The 17,616-nt window shown below is 64.7% G+C and carries 17 protein-coding genes; 8 read left to right on the top strand and 9 right to left on the bottom strand.

The genetic code is table 11. The annotated features are described in order from the left end of the window. Nucleotides 1-150 precede the first annotated feature (150 nt). A complete protein-coding gene (locus ACW2Q0_RS04880; RefSeq protein WP_457186577.1) occupies nt 151-1,542 on the top strand; it encodes a hypothetical protein in 1,392 nt (463 codons plus the stop codon). A 189-nt stretch (nt 1,543-1,731) separates the two neighbouring features. Continuing rightward, nucleotides 1,732-2,511, top strand: a complete 780-nt coding sequence (locus ACW2Q0_RS04875) for an IclR family transcriptional regulator (RefSeq protein ID WP_457186938.1) — start codon at nt 1,732-1,734, stop codon at nt 2,509-2,511. A 138-nt stretch (nt 2,512-2,649) separates the two neighbouring features. Here the strand turns inward: ACW2Q0_RS04875 and ligM are convergent, their stop codons facing one another. The 3 genes from ligM to ACW2Q0_RS04860 all read right to left on the bottom strand — a co-directional run bounded on the left by ligM (nt 2,650) and on the right by ACW2Q0_RS04860 (nt 5,359). Continuing rightward, nucleotides 2,650-4,056, bottom strand: a complete 1,407-nt coding sequence (gene ligM, locus ACW2Q0_RS04870; protein WP_457186576.1) for a vanillate/3-O-methylgallate O-demethylase — start codon at nt 4,054-4,056, stop codon at nt 2,650-2,652. Between the two features lie 269 nt (nt 4,057-4,325). Then, nucleotides 4,326-4,538, bottom strand: coding sequence for a hypothetical protein (locus tag ACW2Q0_RS04865; RefSeq protein WP_457186574.1), 213 nt, complete (start codon nt 4,536-4,538; stop codon nt 4,326-4,328). An 8-nt stretch (nt 4,539-4,546) separates the two neighbouring features. Further along, a complete protein-coding gene (locus ACW2Q0_RS04860; protein WP_457186572.1) occupies nt 4,547-5,359 on the bottom strand; it encodes a 2-keto-4-pentenoate hydratase in 813 nt (270 codons plus the stop codon). 253 nt (nt 5,360-5,612) lie between these two features. Here ACW2Q0_RS04860 and ACW2Q0_RS04855 point away from each other — a divergent pair, with 253 nt between their 5' ends. Further along, entirely contained in the window at nt 5,613-6,092 is a 480-nt protein-coding gene (locus ACW2Q0_RS04855) for a RidA family protein (protein WP_457186570.1), read from the top strand. Further along, nucleotides 6,089-6,715 carry a 3-hydroxyanthranilate 3,4-dioxygenase gene (gene nbaC, locus ACW2Q0_RS04850; protein ID WP_457186568.1) on the top strand — a complete coding sequence of 209 codons (627 nt, stop codon included), beginning with the start codon at nt 6,089-6,091 and terminating at the stop codon, nt 6,713-6,715. The genes ACW2Q0_RS04855 and nbaC overlap by 4 nt, the downstream gene beginning before the upstream one ends. Nucleotides 6,716-6,799: 84 nt before the next feature. On the opposite strand, the gene ACW2Q0_RS04845 is transcribed toward nbaC, so the two are convergent. After that, nucleotides 6,800-7,849: a hypothetical protein gene (locus tag ACW2Q0_RS04845; protein ID WP_457186566.1), complete on the bottom strand. Its 1,050-nt coding sequence runs from the start codon at nt 7,847-7,849 to the stop codon at nt 6,800-6,802. Nucleotides 7,850-8,009: 160 nt separating this feature from the next. Between ACW2Q0_RS04845 and ACW2Q0_RS04840 the strand changes: the two genes are divergently transcribed. Then, a complete protein-coding gene (locus ACW2Q0_RS04840; protein ID WP_457186564.1) occupies nt 8,010-8,468 on the top strand; it encodes a hypothetical protein in 459 nt (152 codons plus the stop codon). A 2-nt stretch (nt 8,469-8,470) separates the two neighbouring features. On the opposite strand, the gene ACW2Q0_RS04835 is transcribed toward ACW2Q0_RS04840, so the two are convergent. Both ACW2Q0_RS04835 and ACW2Q0_RS04830 read right to left on the bottom strand, forming a co-directional pair. Beyond that, nucleotides 8,471-9,445: an alpha/beta hydrolase gene (locus ACW2Q0_RS04835; protein WP_457186562.1), complete on the bottom strand. Its 975-nt coding sequence runs from the start codon at nt 9,443-9,445 to the stop codon at nt 8,471-8,473. A 140-nt stretch (nt 9,446-9,585) separates the two neighbouring features. Further along, the gene (locus tag ACW2Q0_RS04830) at nt 9,586-9,789 is read right to left on the bottom strand and encodes a hypothetical protein (RefSeq protein ID WP_457186560.1); all 204 of its coding nucleotides are present in this window, start codon (nt 9,787-9,789) and stop codon (nt 9,586-9,588) included. Nucleotides 9,790-10,009: 220 nt separating this feature from the next. On the opposite strand from ACW2Q0_RS04830, the gene ACW2Q0_RS04825 reads away from it, so the two are divergent. Beyond that, nucleotides 10,010-10,966 carry an alpha/beta fold hydrolase gene (locus ACW2Q0_RS04825; RefSeq protein ID WP_457186558.1) on the top strand — a complete coding sequence of 319 codons (957 nt, stop codon included), beginning with the start codon at nt 10,010-10,012 and terminating at the stop codon, nt 10,964-10,966. Nucleotides 10,967-11,959: 993 nt separating this feature from the next. Here ACW2Q0_RS04825 and ACW2Q0_RS04820 read toward each other — a convergent pair. Together ACW2Q0_RS04820 and ACW2Q0_RS04815 are read right to left on the bottom strand one after the other, a co-directional pair. Continuing rightward, a complete protein-coding gene (locus tag ACW2Q0_RS04820; RefSeq protein WP_457186556.1) occupies nt 11,960-12,136 on the bottom strand; it encodes a hypothetical protein in 177 nt (58 codons plus the stop codon). Nucleotides 12,137-12,569: 433 nt separating this feature from the next. Then, on the bottom strand, nt 12,570-13,043 hold the full coding sequence (locus ACW2Q0_RS04815) for a hypothetical protein (protein ID WP_457186554.1): 474 nt from the start codon (nt 13,041-13,043) through the stop codon (nt 12,570-12,572). 156 nt (nt 13,044-13,199) lie between these two features. On the opposite strand from ACW2Q0_RS04815, the gene ACW2Q0_RS04810 reads away from it, so the two are divergent. Then, nucleotides 13,200-14,120, top strand: coding sequence for an LLM class flavin-dependent oxidoreductase (locus ACW2Q0_RS04810; RefSeq protein ID WP_457186552.1), 921 nt, complete (start codon nt 13,200-13,202; stop codon nt 14,118-14,120). A 163-nt stretch (nt 14,121-14,283) separates the two neighbouring features. Here ACW2Q0_RS04810 and ACW2Q0_RS04805 read toward each other — a convergent pair whose 3' ends face one another. Continuing rightward, nucleotides 14,284-16,836: a DHA2 family efflux MFS transporter permease subunit gene (locus tag ACW2Q0_RS04805; RefSeq protein WP_457186550.1), complete on the bottom strand. Its 2,553-nt coding sequence runs from the start codon at nt 16,834-16,836 to the stop codon at nt 14,284-14,286. A gap of 449 nt (nt 16,837-17,285) precedes the next feature. Between ACW2Q0_RS04805 and ACW2Q0_RS04800 the strand changes: the two genes are divergently transcribed. After that, on the top strand, nt 17,286-17,612 hold the full coding sequence (locus tag ACW2Q0_RS04800) for a hypothetical protein (RefSeq protein WP_457186548.1): 327 nt from the start codon (nt 17,286-17,288) through the stop codon (nt 17,610-17,612). Nucleotides 17,613-17,616 lie beyond the last annotated feature (4 nt).

Raw genomic sequence — 17,616 nt, 5'->3', positions numbered from 1 at the left:
CTACCGTCACGAATTGCAACTTGTTTCTCGGCCGCAGGCTCACCATTTCGGGTTCATACGTGGTTCGACGCTGCTGCCGACTCGGTCCCGCAGGGTGTCGGCGAACGATATACCGCGTCAATGCGGTGCAACCACAAAGGAAGGTCGACGATGCAGAACTCCGAATCGAATCCCGTCGAGGCGCCGCCCGCGGCGGCTCCCCGGTCGCTCGAGGATTTGATTGTGGCCGCGGGTGATCCCGTGACCCTGCTCCGTACGAACAAGCTCGGCCCGTACGTCTTCCCCGGGGTGCCGCCCGAGTTCACGAACTGGCGCAGCGAGCAGCGAGCCTGGATGGAGGGCGTCGCGCTGCTCGAGCTCTCCTACCACATGGACGAGCTGCACCTGCGGGGCACCGAGGTGATTCCCTTCCTGTCCGAATTGGTCGTGAACAAGCTCGACCCGTTTCCGGTGAATCGGGCCAAGCAGATCGTCATGCCGAACCCGCGGGGGCAGCACATCTGGGACGGCATTCTGTTCCGCGAGGAACAGGAGTTCTTCCGGATGGTCAACAGCGTCCCCTGGCTCCAGTTCCACCTCGAGCAGACCTCCTACGACGTCGAGGGGACCTTCGAACCGAGCTGGAATATCGCCGAGCGTCCGCGCGACGTGTACCGGATCCAGCTGCAGGGACCCTCCGCGCTACCGCTGCTCGAAGAGGTGACCGGCGGGGCACTGCCGGAGATCAAGTTCTTCGCGATCGGCGAATTCCAGATCGCGGGCAAGCACGTGCGCGCGTTGCGGCACGGCATGGCCGGCACTCCCGGCTTCGAGATCTACGGCCCGTGGGACGATCAGCACGCGGTGCGTGAGGCCCTGATGCTCGCGGGAGAGAAGTACGGTATCCGCAAGGTCGGTGAGAACGCATACGGGCCCACGGCCCAGGAGTCAGGGTGGATGCCCCTTCCGGTGTCGGCGATCTACACCGGCGATGATCTGAAGGCCTACCGGCAATATCTCACCGAGTACCACCTTCCCTCGATCGCCTCCCTGGGCGGAAGTTTCGTCTCCGACGATATCGAAGATCACTATGTCGATCCGATCGAGCTCGGATACGCCGGCCACATCGACTTCAACCACGACTTCATCGGTCGTGACGCGCTGCTGAATCGGATGAAGAATCAGCACCGCAAGAAGGTCACGCTCGTCTGGAACCCGGACGATGTGCTGGACGTGCAGCGCGCGGCGCTGTTCGGTGACCGCCCGGCGCGCTACATCAACACCCCGCACACCACCTACGCCACACACCTCAACGACAGCGTGGTTCGCGACGGTCGAAACGTCGGCATCTCGATGCAGGGTTCGTACTCCGCGAACGCGAGAGCCTACATCTCCAATGCCCTGGTCGAGATCGGCGACGCCGAGCCCGGCACCGAACTCACGCTGCTGTGGGGCGAACCGAACACCAAGCGCCCGATCGTCGAGGAGCACGAGGTCCGCGAGATCCGAGTGACGGTCGCTCCGGCGCCGTACTTCGAGAAGAAGATCAAGACACGGGACTGACAACGGCCGATTCACCGATGCCCCGCCGAGCCAGGTTTTCCGGCCGCTCGGCGGGGCATTGTGTTCGGAGCCGGAATTCGGCATTTACGGGACGGATGGTTAACGGGTTCGTCACCGAAATGCCCCACAGGACAATGCGGGGAGAATATTCTGGACAGGTGTTCCAAATCGGATGAAGTGGTGGAGACAATGACGGGTGAGCCGAAAGGCGACTGTTATCTCGACCGGGTGGTGCGAATCCTGGAGGCATTCGGGCCGGGCGACCGGTCACTGGGCGTATCGGATATCGCGCGCCGGAGCGGGCTGCACATCGCCACCGCGTCCCGCATCGCCGCGAGCCTCGTCGACTCCGGCCTGCTCGAGCGCGATCCAGATCGACGCTTGCGCGTCGGGCTCCGCCTGTGGGAGCTCGGGGTGCGGGCCTCGCCTGCGCTCGAGCTGCGGTCCGCGGCGCTACCAGTGATGGAGGATCTGCAAGCGGTGGTCCGCCAGCACGTGCAGCTCAGTGTGCGTGAGGGCGAGGAGGTGCTGTTCCTCGATCGGCTGTCGGCGCCCGGTGCCGTGTCCCCGTTCAGCCGGATCGCGGGCCGGCTTCCGCTGCACGCCTCGTCGTCGGGCCAGGTTCTGCTGGCCTACGGTCCCCGGGAATTGCAGTCCCAGCTCCTGACTACGCCGCTGCGCGGCTACACCGCACACACCATCACCGATTCTCGGCGGCTCAGGGTCACACTCAGTGACATCCGTCAGCGCGGGTATTCCCGCTGCCTGCGGCACCTGGACGAGTCCGCGCAGAGCATCGCTGTGCCGATCAACATTCCGCGCACCGGTGTCGTCGCGTCGCTGTCGGTCGTTCTCCCGGCAGATATCCCGGACGCGATCGGCAATCTGCTGCCCGCGCTGCATTCGGCGGCCCGAGCGATCTCACATTCGCTGCTGCCCGCCGAACGCGAAGTCGGGCGGGTCGGCTGATTCCACTCCGGCGTTCCATCGTCGCCGCGCTCACGGCCGGCTCGAACGGATCTGATCGCCGGGCGCCGGAAAGCGCGTGACCCACTCGGCAGGGATTCCTGCCGAGTGGGTCACGATTCTGCTCTCCCGGGATCCCCGCTACACGACCGCCGCCGTGCGCCATCCGGCCTGGTACTGCTCGCGAGCGGTATCCGCGTACGGAACCGGGCTCACCGTGGCCCGGACCGTGATCTGCTTGTGCGGGCTCACCGTGAGTTTGCGGCTGCCGCCGTCGGGTTCGCCCCACACGAGAGTCACCTCGGTGCCGATCGGAACATCGGGGTCGATCGTGGCGAGGGAGAGCGCGCGACGCTCATTGGACGTGTAGCCGCTGAACAGCGCGTATCCGATATTGCGCCCCTCGGCGTCGTAGACGGCGTCGTAGTTCGACGATCCGTAGTTGGCGACGGGGAGCTCGAAGAACTGCCCACTCGGGCCCTCGAGATCGGCAGGCGAGGCCAGCACCTTCGCGAAATCCTCGGGATGCCACGCGAGGGTGACCTTCCGGCGCTGCGTGGCCGGGTCGATCGCCTCGAGCGCCGCGCGACCGATGAAGTCGTGATCGAACTTGATGAACGATCCGTAGCCGATCTCCCACGGCGTCAGGTAGTAGTCCTCGATGTTGTCCGACACGAAGCTGCCGGCGAGCGCGTTCACCGCCTCGTAGGTGCCGGTGCCGAGCCACTCACGGTAGCCGCGCAGCTCCTCGCCGGTGTAGATCCCGGGCAGCGGGGACGGGATCCAGCCCGATTCCAAAGTATTGGAAGCGTAGGTCCGGGAGCCGCACGGCTCCAGGCCGAATTCCTTGCCGCCCTCGATGATCGCCTCGCGGATCTTGCCGTGCGATTCGTAGGGACCCCACAGCTCGAGCCCGGGGGCGCCCGCCATGCCGTGGCGCAGGGTCGACACCTGCTCGCCGGCGATCGTCATGGTGCCCATGCGGAAGAACCCGAGCTGCTCGACGGGACCACCGTTGAGCTTCTCGATCACCTTCCACGCGTTGGGGCCCTGGATCTGGAAGCGGTACAGCGTCCGGGTGACGGCCTTGCCGTAGGGCCTGGACGGCGACCGGCTCTCCACCCGCACGTCCGCGTCGTACTCGCCGGCTTGGGCATGGTAGGCGATCCAGTTCGCGAGCGGCTCGCGCCCCACCGACACGTACTCGTTCTCGGCCTCCCGGAACAGAATGCTGTCGCCGACCACGTGGCCTGCGGGAGTGACCGCGACGAGCTGCTTCGCCATTCCGACCGGGAAATTCGCGACACTGTTGATCCCGATGTCCGAGATCAGCTTCAGCGCGTCCTTGCCGGAGATGAAGACATCGAACATGTGGTGTGTCTGATCGAAGAGAACGGCCGCTTCGCGCCAGGCCCGCTGCTCCCGCCGCCAGTTCGAGAACTCCGGCGGTACCACCGGGTAGATGTAGGCACCCAGCTGCGAATTGCGCAGCAACTGCACCGGATTGGCTGCCTGATCCAGCAGCTCCTGCACGTTCCGTGCGTTCATGATTTCCTCTTTTCCTGATTGCGAACTGTGTCCAGATGCCTGGGGTGGACGGAGTCGGCGCGAGCGACACCGGCGCCACCCGGGAATGCGAGTCCGTCGACGGCTCGCCGTCATCGGGTCGTTACTCGGTGCGATCGGGAGTCCCGATTCGGCGGTGGCTTACGCCGGCCTCTACGGATGTCGTGGCAGCTGCGACATCCGGGATGCTCTCGCGTCGAGCCCGACCTGTCGATGATGCGCCGACGAAGGATGCTGCGCCCAGGGCGTTCTCACGGCGCGAGAGCTGAATGTCTCTGTGCTGGTGCGCGTTCACCCGTCCGCGCCGGTGTGATCCGGCTCTTGGGGAACAGCGGCCGGGCTGCGGCGACAGCGGCGATCGAAACCTCGGCCCCCGCCACGTTGTGCGACGCGTCCACGATCACCATCGGTTCGTGTTCGACAGGCGGCAGCCGGCGTTCCAGCGCGGCGGGAAGGGTGTCCATGTAAGGTCTCAGGCCGTCGTCAACTCAACCGAACCGAGGCCGGCCACAGTCGCGACCACTCGCGCGCCCGCGGGGAGGGACACCGCGGCGGTGGCGGCACCGGCCAGGATGATCGATCCGCTGCCGAGCGGGAGACCGTGGGCCCGGGCCAGCCGCAACGCCTCGTCGAGGGCGGCGAGCGGGTTACCGAGAATGTCTGCGGTGCTGCCCGACGCCGCGAGTTCATCCCCGACCCGCAGTTCCACGTCGAGATCGGCGAGATCGTGCCCGGCGACGGCATCCGCGAGCGGCAGCCACTCCCCGATGACGAACCCGGCGGCCGAGGTGTTGTCGGCGACCACGTCGGTCAGCGAGAACTTGAAGTTCTCGTAGCGGCTGTCGATGATTTCCAGGGCGGGGGCCACCTCGCTCACCGCGTCGAGGATCCGGGCGTTCGGGTCGCCGGTGTCGATGTCGGCGCCGAGGCGGAACGCGATCTCCGGTTCGATCCGTGGATGCAGCCACCGTGTGACGACGTCCGGCCGGTCGTCGCCGGTCAGCCGCATACTCTCGTGCAGCACACCGATGATGAGGTCCGACACGCCCATCTGTTCTGCTTTCGCCTTGCTCGTGAAGCCCAGCTTCACGCCGACGGCCGGGTCGCCTCGACGGGCTCGGAGCGCGGAACCCCTGGCCTGCACCAGGTATGCGTCGTCGAGTGTGAGGTCGTGGGTCAGGCTGAGCTGGCTCGTCGCCGCGACCGCGGCGATCGCCTCGTCGAGCGTCCGCGCGAGCGCGTCCGCATCCATCGTCGAATTCGATCCAGCGCGGGTTGTGTTCATTTCACTACTTTCGGAGATGTATTCGAGCCGATGAATTCCCGCTGCCCGTCGGCGCGCAGGGCACCGTGCTGCGCAATCGGTAGCGGACGGGTTTCGAAGGTGCCTGCTGCGGCGCGTAGCGGCGTAATTCACTCTAACTGCGGGTGCGATTCACCGAACCAGTTGTCTCGCGTGGTGAGAATCATCTGTCACGCACCGATGGGCGGTCTCGATAATTCTTGCCAAGCTGTTGATCAAATGCGGAGGTGCCGAAATGACAGCAACCCGGCTCGATGGAGTGCAGCCGGAGCCGAGCGGTCGACGTTTCGCCGTGGTGCCGAACGCGCCACGTGCGTCGGGGCGATACGTCCACGTCCTGGAGGCCAACGGCCTGATCTTCTGCGCCGGGCAGGGCAGCAAGGATCCCGTGACGAACATCGAGGCCGGCCTCGAGCTCGACAACGCCGGAAACGTGCTGAGCTATGACATCTACGCGCAGGCTCGCGGTTGTTTCCGCAATCTCGCGTCGGTACTCGCGGCCGTGGATGCCTCGCTCGCGGATCTCGTCGAGGTCAACGTATACCTCAAGGACATGAACGATTTCGAGGCGATGAACGAAGTCTTCGCCGAAACTTTCCCCGACGTGCAACCGGTCCGGACAACCATCGGTGTCGCGGACCTTCCCGGCAGAAATTTCATCGAAGTACGTGCGACCGCCGTCGCGCCGTCGAATGCAGAAGGTGAAGGAAAATGACAGTAGAACCCCGTGAGGTCATGGCACCGCTGGAGTCGTTCTCCCTGGACGCCTGGTTGGAATTGAATCGGCCGAATATGTTGCCGCCGATCACCAACCAGACCATCTACAAAGGCAACGACACCTTCATCGTGATGGCTGTCGGCGGCCCGAACAATCGCAAGGACTTCCACTACAACGAGAGCGAAGAGCTCTTCATCCAGCTGAAGGGCGACATCGAAGTCGGGCTCTACATCGATGGCAAGATCACCTCGCAGGAGATCAAGGAAGGCGAGATCTTCCTGATGCCGCCCCGGGTGCCTCATCAGCCGCGCCGTACGGCGAACACCATGGGCATCGTGATCGAGAAGCACCGGCTCCCCACCGAGCGCGACGGCTTCCTGTACTTCTGCGAGAACTGCGATCACAAGCTGTTCGAGCAGTACTTCTTGCTCGAGGACATCATCAAGCAGCTGCCGCTGGTGCAGCGGGCCTTCTACGATTCCGTGGAGAACCGCACCTGCGATAAGTGCGGCTACGTCACCGAGCAGCCCGAGGGGTGGGCCGAGGAGGTTGCCGTGCTCGCGAAGGACAACGAGTACGCCGACGATCCGCTGCAGAAGCTGCACGGCCGCTCCTGGTGAACGGCTGAGTTGCCGCCCGGTGTCCGGGCTTGCTGCACGACGGGCGCGGCGGCCGATCTCGGCCGCCGCGCCCGTCGTGCAGATTCACCACGCGTCGGCCGCGGTGTGTAATTCGAGCAGGCGCAGGGTCTGGTCCTCGGGCGCCCTGCCGCACCCGCACTCCGTGGCGATACCGAATCGGCGGAGGTGGCGGGCCGCGGCCGCCGACCGTCGCGCGATCCCTTCGCGGCCGTCCTGCCGGTGGACCAGGCCCAAGTAGATCTCGGTCTCCGCGGGTATCTCCAGACGGCTCAGCGGGGCGAAGTACTCGTCGTCATCACGGTCGATGGGTACCGGCAGGTGCACCCACGATATCGGGCGGGTCGCGGTAGCCAACAGCTGTTCGACGAAGCGGGCGAGGTTGCCGGCGTCGACCGGCTCGACGAAGTGCTTCTCGTCGACATCGCCGTAGCAGAGGTGAAAACCGACATCGACGGCAGCGGGCACCAACGCCGCCTGTTCCACTGCCCGGTCGATGACCCCGCCCCACACATCGGAGAACCACGGGAAGTTCTCCGCGCTGATCGACGAGTACGCACTCGTCTCGATGAATCCGAACTCCACCGCGGTATCCCATTGAATGGCGAGATCGGTGTGCGGAATCGCGCGCAGGATGTCGTCGAGTTCCCGGTAGAGCGCCGCTCGGTAGACCGGCTCGAAGCGCGGCCGATCCGCGGGAATCACGTACGCCGCGACGACTGCCGCCGGGGTCGGTAGTGACACCTGGAAGCGCGTGCCGGCGGGAATGACCCCCTCGTCGCGAAGACGGCGAAAGATCGCCCATGATTGCAGCGCCGCTGCCGAGTATCCGAGCGCGGGCAGTCGGATGGACGCCGGGTCCGTTCCCTCGACGATGCGGACGGGACTGATGTCATGCTCGCCCACGAAGATCGCAGGCTCCCCGGCCCGCTCCAGGCCGGGCGTGGCGGCGAGAATACCGGCCTGAAACGAAATCCATTGCATGCGCTCGCCGACTTCGCCGTCGGGGATGCGGCGCAGCCTGCTTCCCAGAGTCTTCGCCGCGTTCCGGAACGTTGTCTCCGCGTCCGGCCAATTGATGCTGCCGACGAGATGGGCGCCCTGTGGTTGTGTCATTCCGTCAGTGTGCTGCCTCGCTCCGGCCATGCTAGACCGTGCTGCGCAATTCGGATGAAGTCTGCGCACAGTGGATAGCCCACGGCGGTTTCCTCGATGGCGGCGTCGTGAATTACTGTCCCGTTGGTGAGTTACTGTCCCGTTGTAGGGAGGTGGCGCGGTGTCTGTTCGTCGAAGCGTGCTGGTGGCGACCCTCTGCGCCCTGCCGGTGCTGGGCGCGCCGCAGGTGCAGGCCTATCCGCCGAGCGAGGGCAGTGGCGGCTGTCGGCAGGGCAGTGTGATGACCGGACGGTTGGTGCCCGGAACCGGTAGCGCGGGGCAGAGCATCCAGCGCTCTGCGACGCTGCGGGAGTGTGTCAGCTCGTTGCTTCCTGGTATCGACTCCGGACAGTTCAGTGTGACCATTCCGTGGAACGCGCCCGGTGCGCCGAGTTCTGCCCAGTTCGCATGGTCGGATGGCAGCATCAGCGCGGCCACCGGGTATGGCAATGGCTTGTGGTTGATCATCGACGGACCGGCAAGTGGTCATGCGATCCAGGTGATCGCCGCCGATACCTGGAATGGATGGTACTTCAGCTACGCCGATGTCGCCGTCACGTCGGCGATCTTCCGATCCTGAGTTCAGTGCGCGCCTAGCGCGTCGAGGATCATCGGACGTGCCGTCGCGAGCGCTTGCTGCCAGTAGGGCCACGTATGCGTTCCGTCGACGAAGTCGATGCGCGCGGGAATGCCGAGTTCCGTGACTCGGTCACGGAATATTTGTGCGGCGGTCATCGTAATCGCTTCGAGAGCCATCGCGTTGACAGTGTTGCCGAATCCGTACGGCAGGTCGAGCGGACCGGGCAGACCATTGCCCGTCGAGACGTAGGTCGGCAGTCCGCGCAGCAGTTCCGCCTGCTGGGTGGCGTCGTTGCGGCTCCAGGCCGGATCGCCGATCGGACCCCACATATCGTCCACATTGAAGTTGCCTTCGTCCCACATGGCAGCGCGCATCGCTTCATTCCAGAGCGGAAATGTCGGCTGCAGGAAGCCGGAAAACGATCCGGCGAACTTGAATTGATCGCGATGGTAGGCGGCCAGGATCAGAGCCGCGTTGCCGCCCATGGAGGCACCGACTACCGCGTCGTTGGTTCGCGAAACACCATACTGTGCCAGGTATCCGGGCAACTCCTGGGTGAGGAAGGTTTCCCATTTGTACGTCGTCGGTTGACCATTGGTACTACTGGGTCGATACCAGTCGGTGTAGAAGCTGGAGCGACCGCCGACCGGGAATACCAAATTGACATTGTCACCTGTGAATTGGCGCAGCGCATCGGTATCGCTGATCCACTGACTGTGATCGGCGGGCGCGCGGAGACCGTCGAGCACGTAGAGGGCCGCGCTCCCGCCGCGGGCCGCCCATTGCACCTGGACCTTGATCGACCCCATACTCGACGGCACGGACAGTTCCTGGTAGCCGCCTGCGGGCGTGCGCAATTTCGGTACGGCGGTGGCCACCGCCGCTCCGATCGACGACAGCAGAACACCTGTTGCCAGGACAACTCCGGTTTTGCGCAGCCAACCCCGCTGGTTTCCGAACCGTGCTGTCGCACCCACTTCGCACACCTCCTACCCTGTTCCCCGGAAGGTAACCGAGGAAACCCGAATTCGGATGTCGCTCATGCCGAGTCGCTCTCCCTGTGTGGTGCGGCCCGAATCGAAAAACCATCATAGTTTGCGCGGCGCTGACTCTCGCCTCAGCCGACCGGCTTCCCGATGAGCGCGGCGAGCCGTTCCTGATCGTCGCCGGTCGACTTCGTCAGCGCGAAGGCGGTCGGCCACATGGTGCCATCGTCGAGGGTCGCGATGTCGTCGAAGCCGAACGTCGCGTACCGCGACTCGCATTTCTCAGCGGTCCGGAAGTAGCATACGACCTTGCCGTTCCTGGCATACGCAGGCATGCCGGGGCCAACTGGGCACCGAATCGCCAGGGAATGGCTCTACCACGCACCTCCGGCAGCCGGGATCGGACGGGTGACCGCTCGCCGGCGCGCCGACCAGTGACACCTTGGTGGTGATCCGGTCCACCTTGGGGGCACGACCCCAGCACTCGGAGGCCTGATATCCGCGGGCGATGCGGTGGACAGTTGAGCAAGTCACCGCAACCGAACCGGAGCCCCGATGTCGATCACCAGCATCATCGCCACCTCGGCGGAACGTCGTGCCACGGTCTCGACCGAGGACGGCGTGGCACTCGCGGTTCGCGAGTACGGCCCGCGAAATGCCGACCTGACGGTCGTCCTACTGCACGGGCACTGCCTGCGCACCGCGTCCTGGACCTATGTCCGCGCCGCACTGATGCGCCGGTACCCGCACGCCCGGATCGTCTGCTACGACCACCGTGGCCACGGCGAGTCCGCCACGGCACCCTGGCGGACCTACCATCTCGAACAGCTCGGCAAGGACCTGCGCGACGTTCTCGACGCGGTCGCCCCCACCGGCCCCGTGGTCCTCGTCGGCCACTCCATGGGCGGTATGACGGTGCTGAACTACGTCAGCCAGTATCCGCACGAGATCGGCACGCGCATTGCCGGCGTCGCCCTCATCGCGACCGCCGCGAACGGACTCGCCGATGCGGGGTTCGGCCGCCTGCTGCGCAACCCCGCCGTTTCGGCATTCCAAGCGGTCGTCCGGCGCGCGCCGAGCCTCATGCAGCATGCGAAGCTCATGGCTTGCAAGGCTTTCGCCCCGATCATCCGTACCGCCGAATTCGGCGATCGCAAGGTGAGTCCGCGGGTGTTCGCCCTCGCCAACGCGATGCACAACGAGACCCCGATCGTGACCATGGCGAGCTTCCTCAGCGCCTTCATGGTCTACGACCAGACCGATGCCCTCGCGGCGCTGTCGAAGATCCCGACACTGGTGCTGTGCGGTACCGCCGACCTGATGACACCGCCGTCGCATTCCGTCGCGATGGCCGCCGCCATCGCATACGCGGATTTCGTCCTCGTCGACGGCGCCGGCCATTCGGTGATTCTCGAGCGGCCGATGGAGGTCGCCGAGGCCATTGCCCGCCTGATGACGCGTGCCGGAACGACCTGTCAGGATGAACTCTCGCACCTCAGCCTCGCCGCATAGTCACGATCACCGCGAGCCGAGTCCGGCCACCAGGTATTCCGATACCGAATTGGCAAGCAGCGTAACGGAAATCGCCGATGATGGGCGCGATCGCGCATGGACGCGCCAGCATATGTCGCACAGGCTCTTACGCAAGCTCGAACACTGACCGCCGCAACGACCGGGCATTGCACTATTTCGGAGCGGCGCACTGCGCTTCAATCGTTATAGAACATGTTCTAGCTGCGGGAGGTGGCCCTGGCCACGCCCATGGATCCCCCATCCACACCAAGAATCGGCGCATCGTGTCCCAAGGCTGGCTCAATGGAATCAAACGGTGGGAAGTACGTTTCGATTGATTACGGCCGGAGTCGGCGGCGCGTCGCCCTCTGTTCGACTATCTCGGTATTTCAGAGGCACAGGACCCAGGTAACCGAACCCAGCCAAATGGGGAAGCATATGGCAATCGATCCCTGCACCGGCGTGGCGGGCGCGGGCGGAGCCGGGGGCTCGCTGGCGGAGGCGCTCGGAGCCGCCGCAACACCGAGAGATAGGGCGATAGCACATGCGGCGAGGGAACTTGCGATCTTGGTAGACATCTGCCGAACCTTTCCTGATCGAACATTGCACCACTGAGATGCATCAGAGCGAAATCGAGGAGATCAACCTCCCCTTTCATCATTCGAATCTGCGGTCGTTTCGGATCCTTCTCGTAAACTGAGACGTGACCTCCGACGGTGGATCGGGAGCCCTCGACACCATCGGGGGATTATCGGTGGGCATCTCGTCTAATTCGTCAGCACAAACAGTCGGATATCCTGTTGTGTCCTTATTCTTCCGATAACCACCGAATATCCCCTTCCGCAGCACCGATAAATCTCGCCCGCACTGGTCCGGCGCACGCACTCAGGCGCGCCCTGACGACCAGGCGGGCGAAGCCGGTTCACACATCGCCCATCGCATTCGGTTCCCGCGCACCGGACTTGGGCGAGACGCTTTCTGATTTCGGCGGGCTCAGATGCAGATGCTGAAAGCGAAGCTGCCCAACGGAACGGTGAAGCAGAGGGCCACCGAACCACCAGCTGGGGTCGGCGCGGGCGTTTCTGGCGCGGCCGACGCGGTCGGCGCGAGCGTGACGACAGACAAAGCAATGGCAATCGCAGCGAAAGCCGCGGCAAATTTTGCGTACATTGCTTATGCTCCTTCGTTGTGCGACGGTTACAGCTCGAGCCGATGGCGGCTCTTATTCAGATGCTCCTCCGCCGCAATAACATTCACAAGGCCATTGCGAACTCGTGACACCAGATGGGCATTTCTGCCATAACCGGACAAATACGACATCATCTGCAATTCTATGCGCGTGGGATAATTCGAAATTCAAAGACTCGCTACGGACGAAGCGTGTTCGGATCGCTTGGGCGGCCTCATCTCGACGGCGAAATATCCACCGCCACGACGTGATTCGCGGGTGTATTCCGACAACTGTTCCCGGTCGAAGGTTCGGTTGTTGTCCTGGCGTGAATTCGGCACACCTCGGCGCGAGGTGACTCGAACCTGGCGAAATCACCTCGCCGCGAATGGGTTCCACGACATCGGGCATGGTCGACCGACGTCGATCCATGGGCTAGTTCGGGACGATGTCGTACTTCAGTAGCTCGAAGCCGGTGGGTACGATGGCGCTCATCGAGATGCGATCTCCGGCCCAGGTACCGACCAGGGCGGTATCGCCACCGGCGCAATCGGCATCTTCCGCGGTGAGCATCGGCAGCGGATGGATGCGGTGCCTGTCGTCGCCGTTTCGGACCGTCGCTTTGTCCACGTAGGTGCGTTTGTCGTGATTGAGGATGTAGCGGCCGATGAAACCGTGCTGGGGCGCGACCAGCGGGGCGACGGAGGCGGCCTTGTCGTAGAGGCTGGTCTGCTCGCCGACCTGCGGTCCGGCCCACACCACGCGGGTCGGCACCGTCAGTAGGCGTTCTACCCCTTGGACGAAGTCGTCGCCGATCCCGGCGCGCCTCAGGAATCGGACTTTGGGTTCGAGATACCCGATCAGCTTGTGGTCGGCGTCCAGGAAGACGGCTCTGCAGAACGGCCCCACGGGGGTGATTTCCTCTCTGGGATAACGGCTTTCGGATAATCTATCCCGCGGACATCGATCCGGCGCGGTGGGCGGTTACAGTCGAGCTATCGGGCTGTTCGGGTCGGGCTCGAGACCAACCCGAACGGCCGCGTCGAAGCGAACTAAGCTCGGATAATGCGATACGCCATTTCGGTTCCGCAGCTCATGCCCGACGGATCGTTCCAACCGGAAAATCTGCGGGCCTACCTGGATCGAGCGGTGGCGCTCGGCTTCGAGAGCGCCTGGACGACCGAGCAACTGCTCGGATCTGCGCCCAATCTGAGTCCGATCGAGTTGTTGACCTTCGCGGCCGCATGCAATGAGCGGCTGCGCTTCGGATGCGCGGTATTCGTGACGCCGCTGCACAATCCGGTGCACCTCGCCAAACGCATCAGCACGCTGGATCAGCTCACCCGCGGTCGGCTCGAGGTCGGTGTCGGCATCGGTGGACGCAACCGGATGTTCTCCGCCTTCGATGTCGACCCCGCCGACAATCTGGTGACCCGCTTCAATGAGGGCCTGCGCGTCATGAAGGCGCTGTGGACGCAGCCGCAAATCGATTTCGAAGGCGAGTTCTGGCGGCTGAGCGGTGCCACCATGGAACCGAAGCCATTCCAGAAGCCTTATCCGCCACTGTGGTTCGGCGGCGGCACACCCGCGGCATTGCGTCGGGCGGTCCGGCTCGGCAACGGATTCTTCGGCGCCGGTTCCGCTACGACGGCCGCATTCGCCGAGCAGGTCCGCTACGTCCGCGAGACCCTGGCCGAAAACTCGGGCGACCCATCGGATTTCCGCATTGCCAAGCGCGTCTACATCGCGGTCGACGACGATCGGGTGCGGGCCGAACAACGCATGGCCGCCGCCCTGATCGACTTCTACGGCGAATTCGGCAAAACCCTGCTGCCCGTCGCTGTGCGTGGCACACCGAAGGACTGCATCGAGGGCCTGCGCGAGGTGGCCGCCGCCGGGGCCGAAATGATCCTGATCAACCCCCTGTTCGACGTTGCCGCCCAAATGGAGCGCATTGCGTCGGAGGTGCTGCCGCACGTGGACTGACCGGGTGCGGTAACGCCTGGGCCTCGCCCGGCAATGACAGAGCAAGGGTCACGCGACGAGCCGTGCCGCGGCGGGACGAGCCGCGCTGGCACATCGCGTCACATCGATCGTCTTGATCCGATGGCGAGCGTCTTCGGGGTGCCGGCGCGACCGTGAGCCGTGGTCAGCGCGGTTCTGGGGCTTCGGTGGGTTCGTAGCCGAGGCGGACGTCGTGGGTGACCTCGCCGCCGGCGACCGTCACTCGGGTGGTGACCGGTGGGTAGCCCCGGGCTACGACCGTGTAATGGCCCTCGGGGAGGTCGGTTACCAGGTAGCGGCCGTCGGCGTCGGTGCGGGCAGTGGCGGTGATGTCGCCGGACGCGTCCAGGACGGTGATCTGGATATCCGGGACGGCTCGGTCGCCGTCGGCCCACGCGGATCCGGCCAGCACAGCCATCGAGGCCATCTCGATGTCGTGTCGCAGCAGACCGCTGTCGGAGATGGTGAGCGTGGTCGCACTGGGACGCATATGGTCGGCGACGGCCACCAGGGTGTAGGTGCCCGAGACGATGCCGTGGCAGACGTACGCGCCATCCCCTGCGGTGATGGCCGCGCCGACGACCTCACCGTGGATATCGGTCAGCGTGACGGTGGCGCCCGGTAGGGGGGTGCCGCGCCCGGCCGAACGAACCACACCGGACAATTCGCCGGAGCCGGTGAGGGTCAGGTCGAGTAGCTGTGGCCGCCCTCCGATGGCCACGCTGACCGCCTCCGGCCGGTGTCCGGTCGCCGATGCGATCAGGACGTAGTTGCCCGCGGCGGGCGCCTCGATGCGGTAGCCGCCGTCGGCATCGCCGCTCGCCCGCGAAACCTGGTGTCCCCGTTGATCGATCAGGGTCAGCACCGCGCCGGGCACCGGTCTGCCGTCCTCGCGTCCGATGCGCCCGCCGATCGATGCGCCTTCATAGTCGAGACCCGAATGCGACTGTGGCACAACGGCGGCCACATAAACACCATTGCCGCCATGATCGACGGAGATTCGGCCGACCGCGGCCGCCAGGACCGGTTCGGGCTCGGAGAGTACCTCGGCGGCACCCTCCCAGACCTGCGCCTGCGCCCAGCTGGAATCGACTTCCGCGGCCACCGGATCCGGCGCGGGAATCGGATTATCTTGCAGCGGAATCTCTTTCATGAACATCAGCACCAGGCAGGCCAGCAACGCCACCCCCGCGGCAGCATAGAAGACACCGTGCATAGCGTCGGTGAACCCGATCAGAATGGGCACCTTCAGCTCATCCGGCAGTGCCGCGATCCCGCTGGTATTGCTCTGCATCGTGCTCAACTGCGCGGTATCGAAGCCGGGGGGCAGCGCACCACCGAAAGCATCGATGATCCGATGCGGCAACAGGTTGAACAGAATGGTCAGGAATACCGCGACACCGAGCGTGCCGCCCATCTGCCGGAAAAAGGTCGCCGACGCGGTCGACACACCCATATCCGAGCGCGGACCGGCATTCTGCGCCGCGATGATCAGGGTTTGCATGCAGCAACCGAGCCCGAAGCCGATGACGCCGCCGTAGACCAGCGGCTGCCACAGCGGGCTGTCGTAATGCACCTGCCCATAGAGTGCCGCGCCGCCCGCGATGATGAATGTCCCGATCACCGGCAGGATCTTGTAGCGCCCGGTCAATTTGGTGGTCAATCCGGCCAGTTGCGAACCGAACATGATCCCCAGCACCAGCGGCAGCATCAGCAGACCCGATTTGGTCGGCGAATATCCGCGCACCACTTGGAAGTACTGCGGCACCATGACGATCGCACCGAACATCGCGATACCGACGATGAACCCACCCGCGATGGTCACGCTGAAGGTCGAATTCTTGAACAGCCGCAGCGGAATCAGCGCCGCATCCTGCATCCGGAATTCGACGAGCAGGAACAGCAGCAGCCCGCCCGCACCGATGCCGTAGCAGATGAGCGCGTGCTGCGAACTCCAGCCCCAATCGCGGCCCTGCTCGGCGACGATCAGCAGCGGCACCACACAGATCGTCAACGCCACCGCACCGAACCAATCGATACGATGGTCCTGACGCTGATGCGGCGCATCGAGTACCTTGGCGACCACGCCGAGCGCGAGCACGCCGATCGGCGCGTTGACCAGGAACACCCAGCGCCACCCCTCGAGCCCCCAGAGTTGGTCGTAGTTCGAGAAGAATCCGCCGAGCACTGGGCCGAGCACGGTCGCCGAACCGAAGACCATCATGAAATAGCCCTGGTAGCGCACTCGCTCCCGGGCCGGCACGATATCGCCGATGATGGTGAACGCCAGCGACATCAACCCGCCCGCACCCAGGCCCTGGAAGGCGCGGAATCCGGCGAGTTCGTACATCGAGGTGGCGAAGGTGCAGGCGACCGAACCGATGACGAACAGTCCGATCGCGGTGAGGTAGAACGGCTTTCGACCGTAGATGTCGGCGAGTTTGCCGTACAGCGGCGTGGTGATCGTCGCGGTGATCAGATATGCCGTGGTCGCCCAGGCCTGTTCATCGAATCCGTCCAGGCTGTTGGCGATCCGCACGATCGCGACGCTCACGATGTTCTGATCCAGTGCGGCGAGGAACATGCCGAGCAGCAATCCGGACAGGATGGTCAGGATCTGCCGGTGCGACAGTGACGTACCCTCACCGGGATCCAGGTCCGGCGTCGTTGCCGGGGCCTGGGTGGTCGAATTCGTCATAATGTGAGCCCTAGTTCTGATCGGCTAGCCGTGGTGGAAGTGCTCTCGAAACCTGAGTCGAGCCGGTTGAGCAGTTGGCACACTGCGCCACAAGTGATCACGCCGATCCCCTGTAACTAGTTGCGCCCGCTAATATACATACGGCCACCCAGGGCGAAACGGCCTGGTCGGATCATCCGACAACCGGTACTAGTGGCCGAGCGGGTCGCCAGCAGCGCGACATCACTCGTGGGCGGTCGTGCCCGGTTGATTCCTATTGGTCCGCATGGCAGGTGACGTCGGCGGCAGGCCACCGCAAAAGCCTCGCCGACAACCTTCTCGACTCGCACCAGCAAATCCCGCAATTCGGTACCGCACACCGCCCAGGGCACCCTTGCCACATGTGGTGGTGCCGCCGATACTCCAAGGGGGCCGCGCTGCCGCCGGTTCCGCGACGAGGGGAGGAATGAATGCTTCGCAATCAACTGAATCCAGTACGGACAGTGGATGATTCGCTCACGTACGGACAACCGTACGAGACATCCGACGGCGCCACGGTGATCACCGTCACCAGGACGGGCGGCCTGCTGCACGGCGCTCGTCCGGTGGGTGCGTTCGTGGTCCACGAAGGCGAGCTCAGTTGGACGCCCGCGGTCGATGCGACCCGGATCGCGCTGATGGGTGAGTTGATCGGGCTGCTGGCCGCGGTCATTGCCGCGCTCGCGATACTACGCAGACCGCCGTGGCCGGACCTCTCGCGGGCGGTGGCATTCGGGCCGCACTCACGACACACTTGATGCC

It is taken from the genome of Nocardia citri, from assembly GCF_054065835.1.
The sequence above is the reverse complement of the archived record's forward strand: the minus strand, read 5'-3'. Positions and strand labels throughout refer to the sequence as shown.

Excerpts from the sequence above, each read along its gene's own strand:
- ACW2Q0_RS04830 (WP_457186560.1), bottom strand. The coding sequence starts at position 9,789 with ATGCCTGCGTATGCCAGGAACGGCAAGGTCGTATGCTACTTCCGGACC.
- ligM (WP_457186576.1), bottom strand. The coding sequence starts at position 4,056 with ATGAACGCACGGAACGTGCAGGAGCTGCTGGATCAGGCAGCCAATCCG.
- ACW2Q0_RS04845 (WP_457186566.1), bottom strand. The coding sequence starts at position 7,849 with ATGACACAACCACAGGGCGCCCATCTCGTCGGCAGCATCAATTGGCCG.
- ACW2Q0_RS04865 (WP_457186574.1), bottom strand. The coding sequence starts at position 4,538 with ATGGACACCCTTCCCGCCGCGCTGGAACGCCGGCTGCCGCCTGTCGAA.
- ACW2Q0_RS04825 (WP_457186558.1), top strand. The coding sequence starts at position 10,010 with ATGTCGATCACCAGCATCATCGCCACCTCGGCGGAACGTCGTGCCACG.
- ACW2Q0_RS04860 (WP_457186572.1), bottom strand. The coding sequence starts at position 5,359 with ATGAACACAACCCGCGCTGGATCGAATTCGACGATGGATGCGGACGCG.
- ACW2Q0_RS04875 (WP_457186938.1), top strand. The coding sequence starts at position 1,732 with ATGACGGGTGAGCCGAAAGGCGACTGTTATCTCGACCGGGTGGTGCGA.
- ACW2Q0_RS04855 (WP_457186570.1), top strand. The coding sequence starts at position 5,613 with ATGACAGCAACCCGGCTCGATGGAGTGCAGCCGGAGCCGAGCGGTCGA.
- nbaC (WP_457186568.1), top strand. The coding sequence starts at position 6,089 with ATGACAGTAGAACCCCGTGAGGTCATGGCACCGCTGGAGTCGTTCTCC.
- ACW2Q0_RS04810 (WP_457186552.1), top strand. The coding sequence starts at position 13,200 with ATGCGATACGCCATTTCGGTTCCGCAGCTCATGCCCGACGGATCGTTC.
- ACW2Q0_RS04880 (WP_457186577.1), top strand. The coding sequence starts at position 151 with ATGCAGAACTCCGAATCGAATCCCGTCGAGGCGCCGCCCGCGGCGGCT.
- ACW2Q0_RS04800 (WP_457186548.1), top strand. The coding sequence starts at position 17,286 with ATGCTTCGCAATCAACTGAATCCAGTACGGACAGTGGATGATTCGCTC.
- ACW2Q0_RS04805 (WP_457186550.1), bottom strand. The coding sequence starts at position 16,836 with ATGACGAATTCGACCACCCAGGCCCCGGCAACGACGCCGGACCTGGAT.
- ACW2Q0_RS04820 (WP_457186556.1), bottom strand. The coding sequence starts at position 12,136 with ATGTACGCAAAATTTGCCGCGGCTTTCGCTGCGATTGCCATTGCTTTG.